Source organism: Thermostichus sp. MS-CIW-34 (assembly GCF_054060435.1).
Genome location: NZ_JBSSDE010000057.1, coordinates 1 through 16,960, shown reverse-complemented (window position 1 = coordinate 16,960; position 16,960 = coordinate 1). Strand labels below are relative to the sequence as shown.

Sequence of the window (16,960 nt, the reverse complement as noted above, 5' to 3'; positions counted from 1 at the left end):
GGCCTGTGGATCGAACCGCACGGGCGGTCGGAAGCAGGAACCCGCCGAGACGACTGCGCAAGGAGCCATCCATGCGCAGCGTGGTAGGAATCTCCAGCCTTCAGGCCGGGGAGGATGTCAATTTCCCAGTTTCACCCTCCTCTCTGGCTCAGCTTGGAGCCAATGGCCTCATCGGCAAACCCTTCAACGCCGCCACCCTGGCTGCGGACATCTGTGCTCTGCTGGGCTGGGATCCCTGACTCAACCCTGAACCCGCCCCAAAGACCCCTGGGATCCCACCGATATCCGCCAAATCGCGTAGAAGAAACGTACAAATTGCCTACGCAAATCCTCGATGTTTCTCTGTACTTCCACTGATCTCGAGGCTATGATAGGGGCATGAACGTTAGAAATACGGAGGAAACACAGATGCAAGTCAGTGAAGATCTAACCCTGGACTACCGTACTTACCGCATAGCAGCCCTATTGAGCGAGAGCTTCTCTTTGGGAGCACTGCTGGGAGTATCCCTCAAGTGGCAGAACGATGTCTCCTCCGTGAATGAGCCGCGGCCCAGGGCTTCCCATCTTTCCCTGCAGGACATCGAGCAGCGCTACCTCACCTCTTGGCAAAGATAGTCTTCTCCCTTCAAAAACCATCTCTCAAACAGAACCAGCCATGAATACAAGTCTTGACTCTGTTACTCTGCCCTCCAGCATCCAAGAAATCGTGGAGCAGGTGTTCCGCAGCAGCTTCCTCAGCTTGGGCCAAGAGAACCGCATCAATGAGCTGCTCTTTCAGCGGCGCTACTCTGAGGCTGACCTGGAACTGTTGGACTGCCTAAGCTTGGCGTTGCTGAACCATCAAATTGAGACGGAAAAACGTTCTGCGGCAAAAGCTGCCTGACCCCCAAAATGCATCAAGTTCCTCCAAAGCAAAAGGGGATCCCAGCTGGATCCCCTTATTTGTCCAATCTGAGTCCAGTGACCTAGCTGATCTCCAAGGAAGACCCTGGAAGCGCCCCGGCAAGCATTCCAGAGTTCTTGCAGGATGTGGGGACTAGACCGCAACGGTCTTCTTCACCTGAGCCGCCAAAGCTCCAGAAGCATACTTGGCTGCCATCTCATCCAAGGTAACCACCGGAACTTTGGTGCCATGGCCAGCACAGCCGAAGGCAATGTAGCGCTCAGCACAGACTTTTTGCATTTCCTTAATGGAAGGCTTGAGGAAGTGGCGGGGGTCAAACTCTTTCGGATTCTCGGCCAGAGCGCGGCGCACGGCAGCTGTGATGGCCAGGCGGTTGTCGGTGTCGATGTTTACTTTGCGCACTCCATTTTGGATGCCCCGCTGAATTTCTTCCAGCGGCACACCGTAAGTCTCGGGAATGGAGCCGCCGTATTCGTTGATGATGTCGATCAGCTCCTTGGGCACCGAGGAGGAACCGTGCATCACCAGGTGCGTGTTGGGCAGGCGGCGGTGGATCTCAGCAATGCGCTCCATGTCGAGGATGTCACCAGTGGGCTTCCGGGAGAACTTGTAGGCGCCATGGCTGGTACCAATGGCTACGGCCAGCGCATCCACCTGAGTTCGCTCCACAAAGTCCACCGCTTGGTCGGGGTCGGTGAGGAGTTGGTCATGGCTGAGCGCCTCTTCCGCGCCGTGGCCATCTTCCGCTTCCCCACGGCCCGTTTCCAGGGATCCCAGGCAGCCCAGTTCTCCTTCCACGCTTACCCCAATTGCGTGGGCCACTTTCACCACCTCGGAGGTCACGGCCACGTTGTACTCGTAGCTGGCCGGGGTTTTGGCATCTTCTTTGAGGGATCCATCCATCATGACGCTGGTGAAGCCGTTGCGGATGGCGGAATAGCAGGTAGCCGGGCTATTGCCGTGGTCTTGGTGCATGGCGACGGGGATGTGGGGGTAGGTCTCCACTGCCGCCAGGATCAGGTGCCGCAGAAAGTTCTCGCCCGCATACTTGCGTGCCCCTCGAGAGGCTTGCAGGATAACGGGGCTGTTGGTTTCATGGGCTGCCTGCATGATTGCTTGGATCTGCTCCATGTTGTTGACGTTGAAGGCAGGAATGCCGTAGCCATGTTCGGCGGCATGATCCAGCAGCGTCCGCATTGCAACGAGAGCCATCGGTTACCTCCTGAGGTGCTGACCTAGTGCGTATGAGATTTGCTTACCGTTGATCTTAAGATACTTTTTACGTTTTGGCGGATAAGCCGCCGGGGATCTGCGCATCTTGCCGAGGGATCTTTGCAACCGTTGGCCGTGATGCTCGCGCTCAGACGCAACAGGCGCGCCGACATCTTCAGGTACAGTGGGGAGGGGCAAGACTGCTGGGCGCTTGCATCGAGGATGGATCTGCCCATGCCCGCTCAATTTATCTCTTAGTCTCTCTAATTCTACTGTGGTGTTTTTGTGTTGTTTGCCCGGAGGAATGGGAACGTGCGTTGCAATCGCTGGCCGGTCTTGGGTGCAAAGCCAACAAGGGCTCTGTCCTGCTGGGGCAAAAGGCTGCGCTGGGTGCGAGGAACCGGTTTGGCAATGGCCTGTTGGGCGACGGGCCTTCAGTTGGCAGCTTGGGGGATCCCCGGGCAATCTCCGGATCAGGTGGCGGCCTGGGTGAGGGACAATCCTGTGCTGCGGCCCCGTCCGGGCGAAACCCTGAACATCAACCGAGTGGGGCCGGATGGATCCCGTTTTACGTTCTTGGCTTCGGTGGCTCCGCCGGGACGGATCATCAACCCGCTGGATCGGGAGACGATTCGCTCGGAACGGATGACGTTCTTTCGCCCCCAAGGACTGACAGCAGAGGATCTCTTTCAAGCCATTCGCGATGTCTATGGGCCGGAGATCGCCGCCGATCTGGATCAGGCAGTGGAGGTGATTCGCTACCCATCCCCAGAAGCTCTGGCAGGCAGTCCGGGCTATACCTTGGCCCTTGCCATCCAAGGGGTGGTGCTGCGGGGAAACCAATTTGTGTACTGGCTGGAGCTGACGCAAAACCCCGATGGCCGTGTACAGCAGGGGCAGGTGTGGGTGTTCCAAGAGGAATGGCTACCCAAGGTGGAAGGGGAGTTGGCGGAACGTTTCCCCTTGCAGGTGATGACCCGTTGAGGGGCCCCCAATCTTTATCCCCGAGGAGAAGGGCGCTCAGGGGCGGAGGGAGTTGCTGACATCCAAAGCCGGCAATTCCACCCGTTCTACCTGGGGCCGAAAGCCCAACCAAGGAGTGGCCAACTGGGCAAATCGCTCTGGATCCCCGCTCACACAGAAACGGTGGGGTTCCTCCTGGGCAGCGGTCGAGGGGCGGCGCAAGCCCCACAAGCTCAATTCGCGGGCCAGGGATCCCACCAGCGCCATCCCTGGATCTACCCGTTTGACCGAGGACGGCAGCAAAGGCTTCAGGATTGGATCCAGCAGGGGGTAGTGAGTACAGCCATAGACAAGAGTATCGATCCCCTGTTGCAACAGCGGTTGCAGGTAGCGTTCAGCCGCCTGTCGCAGAGCAGGGCTATCCAGCCATCCGGCTTCAATGAGAGGGACGAACTCAGGGCAGGCCTGCTCCCAACAGTAAACGGGGTACGGAAAACGTTTGGGATCCAGAGCGCTGTACTCTTGAATGGCTCTTGAGTAAGCGCGACTCTTGACCGTGGCCACCGTGGCGAGCACCCCAATACGGGATCCTTGGGCCAGTGCTGCCTGGGCGCCGGGTAGGATCAACCCCAGAACGGGCAGGGCAAACTCCTGCCGCACGTGGTCCAGAGCCAAGGCCGAGCTGGTATTGCAGGCCATCACCACCAGCTTCACCGGCTGCGCCTGCATCCACGTCAGAATTTGCCGCACAAAGGCCAGGATCTCCTCTGGCGAGCGTTCCCCATAGGGCAACCGCGCTGTGTCGCCGAAGTAGATGAGCCGTTCGTGGGGGAGCCGACGGCGCAAAGCTCGCCAAACCGTCAGCCCGCCCAAGCCGCTGTCAAACACCCCAATTGGCCAACTGGGATCCGGATCCGATCCCCACTCCCACCGCATGCTCCATTCTCCTCAACACCTTGGCCTAAGCTGCTGTATCCTACCCTGCTTTCGAGAATCTCGGCGACAGATTCCCTGCCTTCCCTCTGAGATCAACTGGGCCAACTGGATCGTCAATTCGATCAGCTAGAAATCGCAGGAGCCCCGCACTGTACCCGTAGGGTCAGTGCCGGGAGGAACGCGAGGTTACAATAGAACCATGACCCAAGTCCTGACCGTCTCCTGCAAGCTCAAGGTAGCCCAGTCGCAAGCCGCCAAATTGGACGTGACTTTGGAGGCTTTTGGCCAAGCCTTGAATTGGGTCAACCAGAACACGCCGGAGAAGATCGTCAACGCGGTCAAACTGCAATCCCTTTGCTACTACGAGATTCGAGCTCGGTTCGGCTTGTCCAGTAACTTGGCTCAACAGGTGTGCAGACGGGTAGCGGGTTCCCGCAAAGTGGCTAAGCAGAAAAAGCGTCCCGTCAAGGAGTTTAAGAGCGGCTTTGTTACCTACGACGCTCGCATCTTTTCGTTCCGTCAAAAAGACTGGACGGTGTCGCTGACCACGGTGGAAGGGAGAGAACGCTTTGAACTGGCCATTGGCAACTACCAGCGTGGGATGCTGGCTGGTTCCAACCCAAAAGCTGCCACGCTGATCAAGCGCAAAGATGGCTCCTACTACATCCAGATTTGCGTAGAGGAAAAGCCACCCAAGCAACAAGATACCGACAAGGTGATCGGGGTGGACTTGGGGAGGACAGATATTGCCCATACGTCAGAGGGGGACAACTGGAATGGACAGCAGTTGAACAGAGTCCGAGACCACTACTCCCGGTTGAGGGCGGTACTCCAACGCAAAGCCAGTAAGGGCACACGCAGTTCGCGGCGCAGATGCCGTCAACTGTTGCAACGGCTGTCTGGCAAGGAAAGACGCTTTCAAGTGTGGGTCAATCATCGCATCTCCAAAGCTATTGTCTCTAGGGCAAAAGCTACCAACAGCGCTATCGCTCTGGAAGACCTGACAGGGATCCGGGAAAGGGTCAATCAACAGCCACGCAGCAAAACCGAAAGGCGCAGGGCCAACAGTTGGGCGTTCTACCAACTACGTCAGTTTCTGGAGTACAAGGCGAGGGTTGCAGGGGTTTCTCTGATTCTTGTGCCGCCCGCCTACACGTCGCAGACCTGCCACCGGTGTTTGCATATCCATCCCGATCCTGCGCAATCCTACCGCAGTGGGAAGAAGTTTAAGTGTGGGCACTGTGGATGGGAAGGAGATGCGGACTTGAATGGTGCAAACGTAATTGCGCTCTTGGGGGCTGCCGTAAACCGGCCTAGAGGTTCGGGCCTGTTTTGTTCTCTGGTAGAGCAGAGCAGGCTCAGGGCTGCTGAAAGCCCGCTTCGTACCGCTTAGCGGTCGGAGCCGGGTAGTTTACTTAAGGATCAATTGAGAGATCCGATAGACATGAACAAGCTCAGCCAACGGCTAGCGACTGCGCAAGAAAGTCTCAATGCCATCGGCAATGGCCCGCGCCAAAATAGCCTGATATTCGGCAGTAGCCAATTTTCGCCCTTCGGTTGGGTTGGTTACGTATCCCAACTCCAGCAGCACGGAGGGCATACCCACAGGTGTTTCCCGCACCACAAAAAAGCGGGCTCGTCTCACCCCCCGGTCAGCAGCACCGGTGGCCCTGACCAAGCTGCGGTGCAAGATGGCGGCCAGCTCGGCGCTATCGGGTCGCAGGTAATAGGTCTCGATGCCGTGAATGCCGGAGCGATCCAGGGCGTTGGCATGAATGCTCACCAGCAGGGCAGCGTTGGCCTGAACGGCCATATCCACCCGCGGTTGCAGCAGCACTTCCCGGTCATCGGTGCGGGTCATCACCACCCCGTACCCCCGCTCCTGCAGCAGTCGTTGCACCTGGTGGGCAACGGAGAGCACGATGTCCTTCTCCTGGATCCCATCCACCCCGATGGCACCGGGATCCCGTCCCCCGTGGCCGGGGTCGATGGCAATGACCGTCCGGTTCAGAGATTGGGGGGTGGAAGGGGAGGCAGGGCCGGGCGTCTGCGGCTGAGGTATTGGTGGAGGAGCATTCAGAGGTCGCAGCTCCAAGGTAATGCGGCGGGATCCCTGGCCGGGGTTGGGCTCGAAGACATTGAACTCCTCGGCGGGCTGCACCAGAATGCTGACCGTGCGGGCATCTTCCTGGACAAAGCGGATCCGCTCCACCGGCCCTCCAACCGGCAAGCCGGGATCCGGCATAGACTGGGGCAGGCGAGCGGGCGCCACGTTGATGCGGTAGCCACCACTCTCGGGATCCCAGCCGGCCCGGTAGAACATGAATCCATCGGCGCTGATGATCAACCGGTTGCCCTGGAGCTGAACCGATTGCAACGTGGCCAGCGGCCCACTGCTGTTGACAGAGCTGACCTCGGGCAAAAGGCTGGCCTGGGCAGCACCCCCGGCAGGCTGGATCCAGATCCCACCTCGCTGTGGGTCGTAGCGGGCTTCCCAGTCGCCACCGGAGGAATCCACATCCAGCACTACCCGAGCAACGGTGGGCTCAAACTGCCCGATACGCAGCCGCGAAACCCCCAGACGGTTGATGACATAAGCTCGCTGGGTGAGAGCAGGGCTGAGGGTGGTGTTGAGAAAATCCACCACTACCCGATCCGGATCGAGGATGCGCCGCACCGTAGTGGAGGGGCTGCCTTGGGTACGGATGAAAAAGCCTTCTGCTTGCGGGGATACCTCTAAAATTTGATGGCCGGAGCGAGGAGATGGGGTGGGTGCCGGGCGTCGGGGAGGCAGTGTCGGCAAAGGCGGGGACGGCGGGAAGGGATCCCTGGAACCTCCCAATAAGCCGGCAGATGAAGGGGGAGAAGAAGAGAGAGATCCGGCCTGGGTGAATTGAACAGCCCAGCGGGAGGGGCCGGCAGTGAGCAGTTGCAGTTGGTTGAGGCTGAGGGGCTGATCCGGCTGCAGATACAGCACAAAGCGGGTAATGGTATCCGTAAGCTGGCTAATCTGCACAGAGGTGACACGGCCCGCAAAAGTCTGGGTTTGGGGCTCCTGTCCAAAGCGGGTGTTGGGAAAATCCAGCACAACCCGAGGCGGATTCTGCAGCACGAACAGAAAAGGCCGCACCTCGCCCTGGGTGTTAACTTCCAGCCGCCCCTGCTGGGGGTCGTAGTACCAACGCTCAATGCGCGATAAACCTGGGGCTGTAATCGCCTGAGCCTGGACAGATTCCGGGGGAAACAGCCCTGCCCCCGCCAAGCTCAACAGCAGCATCGCCCCCCATATCTGCCTTGACCCCGGCTTGCCGAATTCAGGCATGACCTTCCATCCACTCCCCACACCTGCTGCCCTCAACTATACCAACCTGCCCTCGGAGCAGCCTGAGAAGGAGCGCAATTCCGCTCTTGCTTGCGGGGCCAGAGGATAATGGGCGTATCTTCTCCATCCCACTGCTTGTTCTCCGACGAGGTATCTTGGGATGCCCAGGCCACCGGATCCCCTAGCCCTGGCCCGAGCTGGACACGCCCAGTCAATTGTGCAGGTTGTGCGGACAGAACTGCTGCGGCGTCGCTGGTGTGTCCGGGTAGACTTTGCCGACGAGACCCTGCACATTCACCTCATTGGATCCCCTTATCGGCCTCAGCTCTCCCCCCAAGTTGCCGCCGCCCAACTGTTTCTGATCCTGAAGCAACTGCGGATTCCACGGCTGGATCAAGTGGAGATTTGCGCTTTCCGCGGCTCACGTTTGCTCTGGCGGCAGAGCCTAAAGCTGGGATCCCGGCAGCGTTGGGATCGGTTTTCCTTCGATAACTGGGCAGTCAACGCTTGGGCTTACCCGGCTGCGTTTGCGGTAGCCCTGATGGTGAACAACATAGGCTTGTTGCAGTTGTTGCATTTGCCTGATACATTCACGCTGAACTCTCCTGAACATGGTTCAGGAAAGAAGCGATCGCATCCTGCCTATCTCTGAGCAGGAAGGCGGTATCCCGCAAAGCCCTGAGGAATACCCCCCGAGCGCTTTCCCCCTTCACTTCCCGGCAACCGTTGCGGTGGACTCAAGGATCAGGGGGAAACTTGGTCTACTATATCCCTCTCAATGACTTTTGCCAAACCGCCTAAAGCTCAGTAAATTCAGCAAAGTTCAGGGTTTTGGGGGTTAGAGGCATGCTCTTCACATTTGGATCCACGAATTTGGCCATGCCACCGTCGCCTGGTGGAGCGGGTATCGGGCTTTGCCTCTGCCCATCGGCTGGACAAGCGTTAGCTCCCAGAGGGATCCCTTTGTGTATTTTGGAATCCTCTTTTTACTGATTCTACTCTTCTGGTCAGCCCGCAAGGAGCGGATTGGGTGGCTGCAGGTGCTGGCCATCTTTCTTGCTCTATTGCAGTTTTACATGACCTGGCTGATGCCCAATCGCACCTGGGAGATGTTGTTTGTCTTTAGCGGCGTTGGAGGAGAATTTTATCTCAGCACCTTTCTGATGGCCAGCTTTTATTTTCCCCTGCCAGATCGCTGGCGATGGGATTTTTGGCGATTTGTCGTGCTGGGGATCGCGAGCAGCAGCCTGTGGAGAAGCTTTTGGGAATGGCACAGCATCAGACTGGGATTGGCCGGGGTTCCCTGGGGAACTTTGTTGGGCGGCCAAGGAGATGCCAGGGGGGATATGAACCGCCTAAACTACGACTTTGGCTGGAGCACCGATCAAATTATCCAAACCTACACTTTTTTAGGGAACCTGTGTGTTTTCGTCGTATTGAGCCTATATGTTCTATTCCTGTTGCGGGCAAATGATGAGATTTGGCTGTATCTGCGAGCAAAGCTTATTCTTTGGATGGATGGTTTGATAGGCTCCAGTTCAAGGAAACGTTCTTAAGATCCTCTTGTACTGAACATTGCCCCAACTACAACTTTTTCCGGCAGCACCAGCTACATCCGGCGCAAAATGAGCTCTTGGGTAAAAGGGTCCCGCTTGTCTCCAGAACTTCCCTAGTGTCCAACTCGATTCCTCAAGGGGGCAGGATCATTTTGGTTTTGGACTGCAGCTTTGCCGGTTGGGAATTGCTCCAACCACTCCGTTGAGCTCAGAGGGCGTTTGTGGTGCCCATCTGGGCAATGATTGGGCGGGAGAAGCGGCACCCCTATCAGGTTGGAGATGGCCTGTTGAGCATTCGCTCTATGCTGAGGGATATGTATAGACAAACTTCCTCTGCAACGGTACTTTACCCATGTCAGCCGCCTTCTCTTGGCCCTACCGCACCCCAGGGATCCCAGACTCTGCCTTTGAACGCATCCCAGGGATCCCGATGAGCCCTCGCGAGGTGCGCGTGTTGGTGCTGAGCCAGTTGCGCCTGGGAGAGAACCACTGCCTATGGGATATCGGCGCCGGAACCGGCACCATTGCCATTGAAGCAGCCATTCTGTGCCCCAAAGCTCGCGTGATCGCCATCGAGCGAGATGCAGAGGTGGTCAGCCTGATCGAGAGCAATTGCCGGAAATTTGGCCTCGCCAACGTGCAGGTGATTCAAGGTACTGCCCCCGATTGTCTGCAACACCTTTCTCCAGCGCCGGATCGCATCTGCATTGAGGGGGGCCATCCTCTACGCGAGATCTTGGAAGCCTGCTGGAGCCATCTCAGCCCCAACGGGCGGGTCGTGGCGACGACCAACTCTTTGGATGGGCTCTACGGCCTTTCTGCCGGCCTGGCCGCTGTGCGGGCTCATCATGTGGAGGTGATTCAATCGGCGGTGAACCGCCTGGAACACCGCGGTCGGACTCAAATGCTGCTGGCATTGGATCCCACCTTTGTTTTAAGCGGAGAAAAAATGAGTTAAGTTTTATATGACCTGTTTACATTTTTTGGTAGATCTTTTCCCAAGGTGATGAATAAAAGCAGATTGGTCTGTCTCGAATGTCTTAAACTGGCAAAAAAGATTGGGCCACCACAAACCTTAAGCTATACTGATATTTCTCGATCCCAAACTCAAATCTGCTTTTATACCAGATAAGAGAGCTGGGAAACCCAATAGCTATGGATCAATTCCAACACCCCTTTCAGGAGTCACGGGAAGTCAAACTGCGGCAACTGTTGATTCGGGAGCGCTGGCCGGAAATGCTGAAAGGCTGCCGGGCTTGCATCCATTGGGACGACTTCAAGCGACCGGAATGCTGTGGTGATTGCGGCATCGGGGATCGACGCAGGCAAGCAGTAGCCGAAGAAAGCCCACCCAGCAAGTCCCCAGGAATTTAGGGTTTCCCAAGCTTTCCAGAGGGGGATCCCAGCTCTTGTGGTGGTTTGTAGTAATTTTTACCTAGGGAGTTTTACCCAAAAATTGGGTCCCAAGCCCAGTCTTCACATCTGTCTGCAGCCAGAGCAAACCAGCAAGGTGGGGAGGCAACGAGCGCCTCTCGCAGGATCGTTATGTCGTTGCTCCCTAGCCTCTCATCGCGCCAGCGGGCCGGAGTCCTTAAACGAGACCCTGTCGATCTAGGCCCCTGGATCCCACTCTGGACAAAGGTTATAATCGGGGGGAGTCGCTTCCCTTCGGGGAAGTGGAATTAGTGGAATTAATGGAAACAATACGAAACTTCTCAATCACCAGTACCCCCATCATGCCCCACGCTAGGGGGTAGAACTTGGCACTGGCAAACCCTGCCTGCAGGGCCATTTGTCGTTGCTCTTCTCCAGAGAGAAAGCGATCTAGGCTGGGATCAATGTAGGCATATTCGGATCCCAGTCCCAAAGTTTTGGCCTGGGCAACCACCTGAGTGTTCAAGTACCAGCGCTGAAATTGTTCGCAAAGAGGGATCCCTGTGGGGCGGTGAAAATCCAAAATGGCGGCACGACGTCCTGGCTTCAGTACTCGCCTAATCTCTCGCAAGGCTTGGGGAATATCGGTTACATTGCGCAAGCCGTAGCCCATGGTAATGGCATCGAAGCTACTGTCGGGAAAAGGTAAGGCCAAGGCATCTCCCAAAACCCACTCCAGGGAGTAGCCAGGGAAGAGCCGGGAGCGACGCCGGGCAATCGCCAGCATGGCGGGAGAGAAATCTAGGCCCACCACATGTCCCCTTCGTCCTACTCGGCGGGCCAACTGCAGAGCCAGATCACCGGTTCCGCAGCACAGATCCAGCACATATCCTCCTGAGCTGGCGCCCGACCAACGCACGGCCATACGCTTCCAAACCTGATGGAGGCCCAGGCTCAAGGTTTGGTTGAGGGAGTCATAGTGGGGAGCAATGCGGTCAAAAAGCGCTCGGATTTCCTCAGGCTGTTCAAAGGTTGGGCTAGGCACCTCTTCTCAACTCCACCTCATGTTCCCCGTACAAACTTTGTTGCTCCTGTTGCTCCGCAACGCTACGTGACCGGATCTGTGGTGTAAACTACCCGGCTCCGACCGCTAAGCGGTACGGAGCGGGCTTTCAGTAGCCCTGAGCCTGCTCTGCTCTACCAGAGAACAAAACAGGCCCGAACCTCTAGGCTGGTTTACGGCAGCCCCCAAGAGCGCAATTACGTTTGCACCATTCAAGTCCGCATCTCCTTCCCATCCACAGTGCCCACACTTGAACGACTTACCACTGCGATAGGATTGCGCAGGGTCGGGATGGATGTGCAAACACCGGTGGCAGGTCTGCGACGTGTAGGCGGGCGGCACAAGAATCAGAGAAACCCCTGCAACCCTCGCCTTGTATTCCAGAAATTGACGTAGTTGGTAGAACGCCCAACTGTTGGCCCTGCGCCTTTCGGTTTTGCTGCGGGGTTGTTGATTGACTCTTTCCCGGATCCCTGTCAGGTCTTCCAGGGCGATAGCGCTGTTGGTAGCCTTTGCCCTGGAGACAATAGCTTTGGAGATGCGATGATTGACCCACGTTTTTGCTACGCAACGCTGACGCGACTGAAAGCGTCTTTCCTTGCCAGACAGCCGTTGCAACAGTTCTCTGCATCTGCGCCGCGAACTGCGGGTGCCCTTACTGGCTTTGCGTTGGAGTACCGCCCTCAACCGGGAGTAGCGGTCTCGGACTCGGTTCAACTGCTGTCCATTCCAATTGTCCCCGTCTGACGTATGGGCAATATCCGTCCTCCCCAAGTCCACCCCCAGCACTCTACCCGTGCGTTGCGGTGGGGATGGCTCCGCTTCTACACAGATTTGAATGGAGTAGGAGCCGTCTTTACGCTTGACCAGAGTGGCAGATTTGGGATTGGAGCCCGCCAGCCGTTCTCTCTGGTAGCGGCCAATCGCCAGCTCAAAGCGCTCCCGACCCTCCACCGTGGTCAGCGACACCGTCCAGTCTTTCTCGCGGAACGAAAAGATACGTGCATCGTAGGTAGCGAAGCCCCCTTTGAACGCTTTGACGGGGCGGTTTTTCTGTTGTGCCACCTTGCGAGCAGACGCTACCCGTCTGCATATCTGTTGAGCCAAGTTACTGGACAAGCCGAACCGGGCACGGATTTCGCGGTAGCACAGAGACTGGAGCTTAACGGCGTTGGCGACTTTCTCCGGCGTGTTCTGGTTGACCCAGTTCAAGGCTTGGCCGAAAGCAGCCAAGGTCGCGTCCAATTTGGCGGCTTGCGACTGGGACGCCTTGAGCTTGCAGGATACGGTCAGGACTTGGGTCATGGTTCTATTGTGACTTCCGCATTCCTCCCGGCACTGACCCTACGGGTACAGTGCGGGGCTCCTGCGATTTCTAGCTGAAGCTAAAGGAAGAGGGGTGTTACGGCGGCACTGGGATCCCACTGGCTCCCACTCGGTGGCGGCGGCTGGGGTAATCAGCCAAACTCAGGGACAGGGATCGGGATCCGGCTAGGCTCGAGGCTGGGATGCGGATGGTTCCCTGGAAGACTTGGCTATTGGGGGGCAGCTCCCCCGGCAAACCCTGGGTGAGCGCGTTGATTGACCGTCCATTGTCGTCAGTAATGTTCAGGAAGCTATAGAGAAAGCGCACCGTCTCTGCCGAGTTGTTTTGCATAGCTACATTCAGAACCACTTGGCTTCCCTCGCGACGAACCGAGAGCACCTGCATAGAGACCTGTCCACTGGCGGCAATTGGTAGGGGGGGCGGAGGTGGTGTGGGCGCCGGCGGGGCAGGAACTCCGTCCTGCTGACGGGAACGAGAAGGTGGAGGAGATGGAGTGGCGGGGCGAGGAGTTGGCGATGGGGCTGCCGCCAATTCAGGAGACACTCTGGGAGTGAGGGTAGGGGTGGGAGTTGCGACCGGCGTGGGTGCTGGGGTAGAGAGGGGGGTGGGAGTTGGGGACGGACGAAGGCTGGCTTCGGCTGCTGCAATTACCTCAGCCTCGTTCAGCAAAGGCACAGTACGGGGATCCCGAACTTCGCGGGAAGGAGAAGCCCGACCGGCGCCGGTGACGGGAGAAGAAACCCCCGATAGAGCTCGCTGACCAAATAGGTAGCCCAGACAAGCACTCAACACCGTTGTGAAGAGAAACGCGCTCAGCCAGAACAGCACCCCCGAGAATGTGGAGGCGAACTCCTGGGACGGTTTGGCCGGTCTACGCAAAGGCTGTTAACTCCTGCTGCTAGTTCGCTTTCCTATGATACGAAAGTGACAGAGAAGCTAGGGGTTCTCGACCGGGGCAGAGTTTTTGCGCTGTTGCTCATGGGCCTGTAGCGGGGCGCTGTCTAAGTTGGGCAGCCGCTCCCCCAGCCACCAACCCGGATCTTCCCAGCTCAGGGATCCCAGCCATTTCCCGGCCCGATCTGCCAAGACCAAGCCCAACAAAACGGGAGCAGTGGTGATCCCCAGCGCTAGGCTGAGCCAGAGCGGTTGAGCAGATCGAAAAGAGGCCGAAGCAGCCTTTTGTTCAGGCGGAGATATTGGCTTGGGATCTGTCATGGTCGAGCTTTTGAGCGTAAACTACCCGACCCTGACTGCTTCGCAGTACAGGGCGGGCTTTCGGTAGCCCTGCAGTTGGCAAGCCAACCACGAACCTCTAGGCTGGTTTACAGCAGCCCCCAAAAGCGCAATCACATTCGCACCATTCAAATCCGCATCCCCTTCCCATCCACAGTGTCCACACTTAAACTTCTTTCCACTGCGATAGGATTGCGTAGGGTCGGGATGAATGTGCAAACACCGGTGGCAGGTCTGCGACGTGTAGGCAGGCGGAACCAGCACCACAGGTACTCCGGCAATGGCAGCCTTGTAGACCACGAACATCCTAAGCTGGTAGAACGCCCAGTTATTGGTTCTGCGGCGCTCAGCTTTGCTGCGTGGCTGTTGATTGACCCTTTCCCGGATCCCTGTCAGGTCTTCCAGAGCAATAGCGCTGTTGGTAGCTTTTGCCCTAGAGACAATAGCTTTGGAGATGCGATGATTGACCCACACTTGAAAGCGTCTCTCCTTGCCAGACAGCCGTTGCAACAGTTCTCTGCATCTGCGCCGCGAACTGCGGGTGCCCTTACTGGCTTTGCGTTGGAGTACCGCCCTCAACCGGGAGTAGTGGTCGCGGACTCTGTTCAACTGCTGTCCATTCCAGTTGTCCCCCTCTGACGTATGGGCAATATCTGTCCTTCCAAAGTCCACCCCGATCACCTTGTCGGTATCTTGTTGCTTGGGCGGGTTTTTCTCTACGCAAATCTGGATGTAGTAGGAGCCGTCCTTCCGCTGGACTAGGGTGGCCGATTTGGGGTTAGAACCAGCCAGCATCCCACGCTGGTAGTTGCCAATGGCCAGTTCAAAGCGCTCCCGACCCTCCACCGTGGTCAGCGACACCGTCCAGTCTTTCTCGCGAAACGAAAAGATACGGGCATCGTAGGTCGCAAAGCCGCTCTTAAACTCCTTGACGGGACGCTTTTTCTGCTTAGCCACTTTGCGGGAACCCGCTACCCGTCTGCACACCTGTTGAGCCAAGTTACTGGACAAGCCAAACCGAGCGCGAATCTGGTAATAGCAAAGGGATTGGAGTTTGACTGCGTTGACTACTTTTTCTGGTGTGTTTTGGTTGACCCAGTTCAACGCCTGCACAAAGGCATCCATTGTCGCATCCAACTTTGCGGCTTGCGACTGGGACACCTTGAGCTTGCAGGAGACGGTCAGGACTTGGGTCATGGTTCTATCATAACTTCCGCATTCCTCCCGACACTGACCCTACGGGTACAGTGCGGGGCTCCTGCGATTTCTAGCTGAAGTTCAAGTGCGCTGTTGTTAGGTTAATCTCAAACGTCAGTGGATTTCCAGCGTAATGTCGATTGTGCTGATCTGTGGCCCTGTGCGCTCTGGCAAAAGCCGGCTGGCAGAGGGTTTGGCTGCGGCTTCAGGCTTGCCGGTTATCTACCTGGCTACCGGGCCGAAACCCGATCCCAAGACGGATCCAGAATGGGCAGAGCGCGTTCAACAGCACCGGCAACGGCGGCCTTCCGGTTGGCAGACTTGGGAAACCGGGAGGGACTTGGGGGCAGAACTGCAAAAGTTGCCCCAGCCCTGTTGTGCGCTGGTGGATTCGCTGGGGGGATGGGTGGCGCAGGGCCTAGACTGTCCCTCTTCAGAATGGGATCCCTTGGTGCAATCCTTCTTGGCAACCTTGCAAAGCCATAGAGGGGAGATCCTCCTGGTGTCTGAAGAAGTGGGCTGGGGGGTGGTGCCCGCTTACCCACTGGGGCGGCGGTTTCGGGATCGGATGGGGGAACTGACCCAAAGGCTGGCTCCCCTGGCCGACCAAGTGTTTTTGGTAACGGCAGGTTTTGCCCTCGATCTCACCCGTCTAGGGATCCCAGTGGCGAGCAAGACAGAGCAGAGCTGAGATAAGCTGCATTTGCAAGCCAGATAGCTGTGTTGCCGTGCCGATTACCCTCTACCTTCCTGCCAAGGCCATTCAAACTCTGGATCTCACCCCCGGCCATGAGCTGGTGAAAACCTTGATGGCCGATCCCGTGCGTGCTGCCCAGCAGGTGCAATGCGCCATCGATTGGCCGCGCAGCCCTGAGGATCCACGGGAGCTGTCCGAGATCCCGGAGGTGCGCCTGTGGTTTATTCGTTGGGATACAGTCTACCCCTGGATGCCCTACTTTCTCAATTGGCGCCAAGGAGAACTCGCCCGTTACGCGGCTATGATGGTGCCCCACCAATTCAACCCTCGGGAGGGTATTGTTTACAACCCAGAAGCGTTGGAGATCTTTGTCTATCAGAAGATCTTTGTGTTGATGCGGTGGTTTAAGCAGCAGAACCTGGGATCCGTCTCCATGCTGCGGGATATGGCTTTGGTGTTTGGCTTCGAGATCCAGCCGGAGTTTCTCGCCCTATGGGAGGCAGAGCCATGAAGGTGATGGTGGCCAACACCTGGCCGGGGATCCCAGGAGCTACGGCAGTGGCCGACGCTTGGCAGCAGGTGGTTCAACGCCCTTGGGGCCGGCTCAGAGTGGATCCCAACCCTTCGGAAGCTCAGCTAAAGGCCCTCTGGCAACAAATCTCCGAGTGGGCAGGAGAAAAAGATCCCCTACTGGTTTTGCCGGGCAGCGTTGCCGATCCCCTGGGGCCAGGCCAAACCTGGGCCGATCTAGCCCATGCGTGGGGGTTGAGCTTGCTGTTGACGCTGCAGCGGGAGGCCGCTCTGAGCCAAGCTGCTGCTTTTGCCGCCCTGTTGCGCCAAGCCAAGGCCTGCGGTTTGGGGTGGGTGCTGATTGGATCCCTGACCGAAACTGGGGATCCCCAAGCCTTGGAAAAGCTGGATGCAACTTTGATCCCGCGCCTGGAAGCCCAAGTAGGAATGCCGGTGTTGGGGAGAATGGCTCTTGATGGGCAGATCCTTTGGGATCCAGATGCCCTGCTGCTCTGCAATGCTGCCCAACCAAGGAACTGAGCGCCACCCACTGATCCCTGCGGCTCGAACCGTTCCTGATACATTCACGCTGAACTCTCCTGAACATGGTTCAGGAAAGAAGCGATCGCATCCTGCCTATCTCTGTTCGCGTCAGCGGGACGGAGT

Annotated in this window: 19 protein-coding genes and 1 pseudogene; 12 read left to right on the top strand and 8 right to left on the bottom strand. The window is 57.5% G+C overall.

Annotation, left to right across the window (positions count from 1 at the left end; translation table 11 throughout):
• The 3 genes and pseudogenes from ACVWYY_RS14005 to ACVWYY_RS13995 all read left to right on the top strand — a co-directional run.
• Positions 1 to 239, top strand: a pseudogene (locus ACVWYY_RS14005) (hypothetical protein); the annotation flags it as partial.
• Positions 240 to 408: 169 nt separating this feature from the next.
• Entirely contained in the window at positions 409 to 615 is a 207-nt protein-coding gene (locus ACVWYY_RS14000; RefSeq protein WP_011432020.1) for a hypothetical protein, read from the top strand.
• Positions 616 to 655: 40 nt separating this feature from the next.
• The gene (locus ACVWYY_RS13995) at positions 656 to 883 is read left to right on the top strand and encodes a hypothetical protein (protein ID WP_011432021.1); all 228 of its coding nucleotides are present in this window, start codon (positions 656 to 658) and stop codon (positions 881 to 883) included.
• A 153-nt stretch (positions 884 to 1,036) separates the two neighbouring features.
• Here the strand turns inward: ACVWYY_RS13995 and fba are convergent, their stop codons facing one another.
• Positions 1,037 to 2,116, bottom strand: a complete 1,080-nt coding sequence (gene fba / locus ACVWYY_RS13990; RefSeq protein ID WP_011432022.1) for a class II fructose-bisphosphate aldolase — start codon at positions 2,114 to 2,116, stop codon at positions 1,037 to 1,039.
• 390 nt (positions 2,117 to 2,506) lie between these two features.
• On the opposite strand from fba, the gene ACVWYY_RS13985 reads away from it, so the two are divergent.
• On the top strand, positions 2,507 to 3,100 hold the full coding sequence (locus ACVWYY_RS13985; protein ID WP_457440883.1) for a hypothetical protein: 594 nt from the start codon (positions 2,507 to 2,509) through the stop codon (positions 3,098 to 3,100).
• Between the two features lie 36 nt (positions 3,101 to 3,136).
• Here the strand turns inward: ACVWYY_RS13985 and murI are convergent, their stop codons facing one another.
• Positions 3,137 to 4,015, bottom strand: a complete 879-nt coding sequence (gene murI, locus ACVWYY_RS13980; protein WP_457404263.1) for a glutamate racemase — start codon at positions 4,013 to 4,015, stop codon at positions 3,137 to 3,139.
• 199 nt (positions 4,016 to 4,214) lie between these two features.
• Here murI and ACVWYY_RS13975 point away from each other — a divergent pair, with 199 nt between their 5' ends.
• Positions 4,215 to 5,408, top strand: coding sequence for an RNA-guided endonuclease InsQ/TnpB family protein (locus ACVWYY_RS13975; protein ID WP_457440881.1), 1,194 nt, complete (start codon positions 4,215 to 4,217; stop codon positions 5,406 to 5,408).
• A 72-nt stretch (positions 5,409 to 5,480) separates the two neighbouring features.
• Here ACVWYY_RS13975 and ACVWYY_RS13970 read toward each other — a convergent pair whose 3' ends face one another.
• Complete coding sequence (locus tag ACVWYY_RS13970) at positions 5,481 to 7,292, bottom strand: N-acetylmuramoyl-L-alanine amidase (protein WP_457440879.1); 1,812 nt, start codon at positions 7,290 to 7,292, stop codon at positions 5,481 to 5,483.
• Positions 7,293 to 7,497: 205 nt separating this feature from the next.
• On the opposite strand from ACVWYY_RS13970, the gene ACVWYY_RS13965 reads away from it, so the two are divergent.
• The 4 genes from ACVWYY_RS13965 (at position 7,498) to ACVWYY_RS13950 (ending at position 10,267) form a co-directional block, all read left to right on the top strand.
• The gene (locus ACVWYY_RS13965; protein ID WP_457440877.1) at positions 7,498 to 7,989 is read left to right on the top strand and encodes a hypothetical protein; all 492 of its coding nucleotides are present in this window, start codon (positions 7,498 to 7,500) and stop codon (positions 7,987 to 7,989) included.
• A 313-nt stretch (positions 7,990 to 8,302) separates the two neighbouring features.
• Positions 8,303 to 8,893 carry a hypothetical protein gene (locus ACVWYY_RS13960; RefSeq protein WP_457440875.1) on the top strand — a complete coding sequence of 197 codons (591 nt, stop codon included), beginning with the start codon at positions 8,303 to 8,305 and terminating at the stop codon, positions 8,891 to 8,893.
• A 352-nt stretch (positions 8,894 to 9,245) separates the two neighbouring features.
• Positions 9,246 to 9,851 (top strand): precorrin-6Y C5,15-methyltransferase subunit CbiT, encoded by a 606-nt coding sequence (gene cbiT / locus ACVWYY_RS13955; RefSeq protein ID WP_457440873.1) that lies wholly within the window; start codon positions 9,246 to 9,248, stop codon positions 9,849 to 9,851.
• A gap of 197 nt (positions 9,852 to 10,048) precedes the next feature.
• On the top strand, positions 10,049 to 10,267 hold the full coding sequence (locus ACVWYY_RS13950) for a hypothetical protein (protein WP_011432028.1): 219 nt from the start codon (positions 10,049 to 10,051) through the stop codon (positions 10,265 to 10,267).
• 268 nt (positions 10,268 to 10,535) lie between these two features.
• Here ACVWYY_RS13950 and ubiE read toward each other — a convergent pair whose 3' ends face one another.
• The 5 genes from ubiE to ACVWYY_RS13925 form a co-directional block, all read right to left on the bottom strand.
• Positions 10,536 to 11,312 carry a bifunctional demethylmenaquinone methyltransferase/2-methoxy-6-polyprenyl-1,4-benzoquinol methylase UbiE gene (gene ubiE / locus ACVWYY_RS13945; protein ID WP_457440870.1) on the bottom strand — a complete coding sequence of 259 codons (777 nt, stop codon included), beginning with the start codon at positions 11,310 to 11,312 and terminating at the stop codon, positions 10,536 to 10,538.
• Positions 11,313 to 11,417: 105 nt separating this feature from the next.
• Positions 11,418 to 12,635, bottom strand: a complete 1,218-nt coding sequence (locus tag ACVWYY_RS13940) for an RNA-guided endonuclease InsQ/TnpB family protein (RefSeq protein WP_457404269.1) — start codon at positions 12,633 to 12,635, stop codon at positions 11,418 to 11,420.
• A 97-nt stretch (positions 12,636 to 12,732) separates the two neighbouring features.
• Positions 12,733 to 13,449 carry a hypothetical protein gene (locus ACVWYY_RS13935; RefSeq protein WP_457440869.1) on the bottom strand — a complete coding sequence of 239 codons (717 nt, stop codon included), beginning with the start codon at positions 13,447 to 13,449 and terminating at the stop codon, positions 12,733 to 12,735.
• Between the two features lie 144 nt (positions 13,450 to 13,593).
• The gene (locus tag ACVWYY_RS13930; protein ID WP_041436124.1) at positions 13,594 to 13,872 is read right to left on the bottom strand and encodes a hypothetical protein; all 279 of its coding nucleotides are present in this window, start codon (positions 13,870 to 13,872) and stop codon (positions 13,594 to 13,596) included.
• 21 nt (positions 13,873 to 13,893) lie between these two features.
• Positions 13,894 to 15,087 carry an RNA-guided endonuclease InsQ/TnpB family protein gene (locus tag ACVWYY_RS13925; protein WP_457404273.1) on the bottom strand — a complete coding sequence of 398 codons (1,194 nt, stop codon included), beginning with the start codon at positions 15,085 to 15,087 and terminating at the stop codon, positions 13,894 to 13,896.
• A gap of 133 nt (positions 15,088 to 15,220) precedes the next feature.
• On the opposite strand from ACVWYY_RS13925, the gene cobU reads away from it, so the two are divergent.
• From cobU to ACVWYY_RS13910, 3 genes are read left to right on the top strand one after another with little or no spacing between them, the layout of a single operon-like run.
• Entirely contained in the window at positions 15,221 to 15,778 is a 558-nt protein-coding gene (gene cobU / locus ACVWYY_RS13920) for a bifunctional adenosylcobinamide kinase/adenosylcobinamide-phosphate guanylyltransferase (RefSeq protein ID WP_457404275.1), read from the top strand.
• A gap of 37 nt (positions 15,779 to 15,815) precedes the next feature.
• Positions 15,816 to 16,295, top strand: coding sequence for a CRR6 family NdhI maturation factor (locus ACVWYY_RS13915; protein ID WP_011432033.1), 480 nt, complete (start codon positions 15,816 to 15,818; stop codon positions 16,293 to 16,295).
• Positions 16,277 to 16,834, top strand: a complete 558-nt coding sequence (locus tag ACVWYY_RS13910) for a hypothetical protein (protein ID WP_457404277.1) — start codon at positions 16,277 to 16,279, stop codon at positions 16,832 to 16,834. The genes ACVWYY_RS13915 and ACVWYY_RS13910 overlap by 19 nt, the downstream gene beginning before the upstream one ends.
• The last annotated feature ends 126 nt before the right edge of the window (positions 16,835 to 16,960 follow it).

Excerpts from the sequence above, each read along its gene's own strand:
- cbiT (WP_457440873.1), top strand. The coding sequence starts at position 9,246 with ATGTCAGCCGCCTTCTCTTGGCCCTACCGCACCCCAGGGATCCCAGAC.
- ACVWYY_RS13950 (WP_011432028.1), top strand. The coding sequence starts at position 10,049 with ATGGATCAATTCCAACACCCCTTTCAGGAGTCACGGGAAGTCAAACTG.
- ACVWYY_RS13910 (WP_457404277.1), top strand. The coding sequence starts at position 16,277 with ATGGGAGGCAGAGCCATGAAGGTGATGGTGGCCAACACCTGGCCGGGG.
- cobU (WP_457404275.1), top strand. The coding sequence starts at position 15,221 with ATGTCGATTGTGCTGATCTGTGGCCCTGTGCGCTCTGGCAAAAGCCGG.
- ACVWYY_RS13930 (WP_041436124.1), bottom strand. The coding sequence starts at position 13,872 with ATGACAGATCCCAAGCCAATATCTCCGCCTGAACAAAAGGCTGCTTCG.
- fba (WP_011432022.1), bottom strand. The coding sequence starts at position 2,116 with ATGGCTCTCGTTGCAATGCGGACGCTGCTGGATCATGCCGCCGAACAT.
- ACVWYY_RS13940 (WP_457404269.1), bottom strand. The coding sequence starts at position 12,635 with ATGACCCAAGTCCTGACCGTATCCTGCAAGCTCAAGGCGTCCCAGTCG.
- ACVWYY_RS13975 (WP_457440881.1), top strand. The coding sequence starts at position 4,215 with ATGACCCAAGTCCTGACCGTCTCCTGCAAGCTCAAGGTAGCCCAGTCG.
- ACVWYY_RS13965 (WP_457440877.1), top strand. The coding sequence starts at position 7,498 with ATGCCCAGGCCACCGGATCCCCTAGCCCTGGCCCGAGCTGGACACGCC.
- ACVWYY_RS13970 (WP_457440879.1), bottom strand. The coding sequence starts at position 7,292 with ATGCTGCTGTTGAGCTTGGCGGGGGCAGGGCTGTTTCCCCCGGAATCT.
- ACVWYY_RS13995 (WP_011432021.1), top strand. The coding sequence starts at position 656 with ATGAATACAAGTCTTGACTCTGTTACTCTGCCCTCCAGCATCCAAGAA.
- ACVWYY_RS14000 (WP_011432020.1), top strand. The coding sequence starts at position 409 with ATGCAAGTCAGTGAAGATCTAACCCTGGACTACCGTACTTACCGCATA.
- murI (WP_457404263.1), bottom strand. The coding sequence starts at position 4,015 with ATGCGGTGGGAGTGGGGATCGGATCCGGATCCCAGTTGGCCAATTGGG.
- ACVWYY_RS13925 (WP_457404273.1), bottom strand. The coding sequence starts at position 15,087 with ATGACCCAAGTCCTGACCGTCTCCTGCAAGCTCAAGGTGTCCCAGTCG.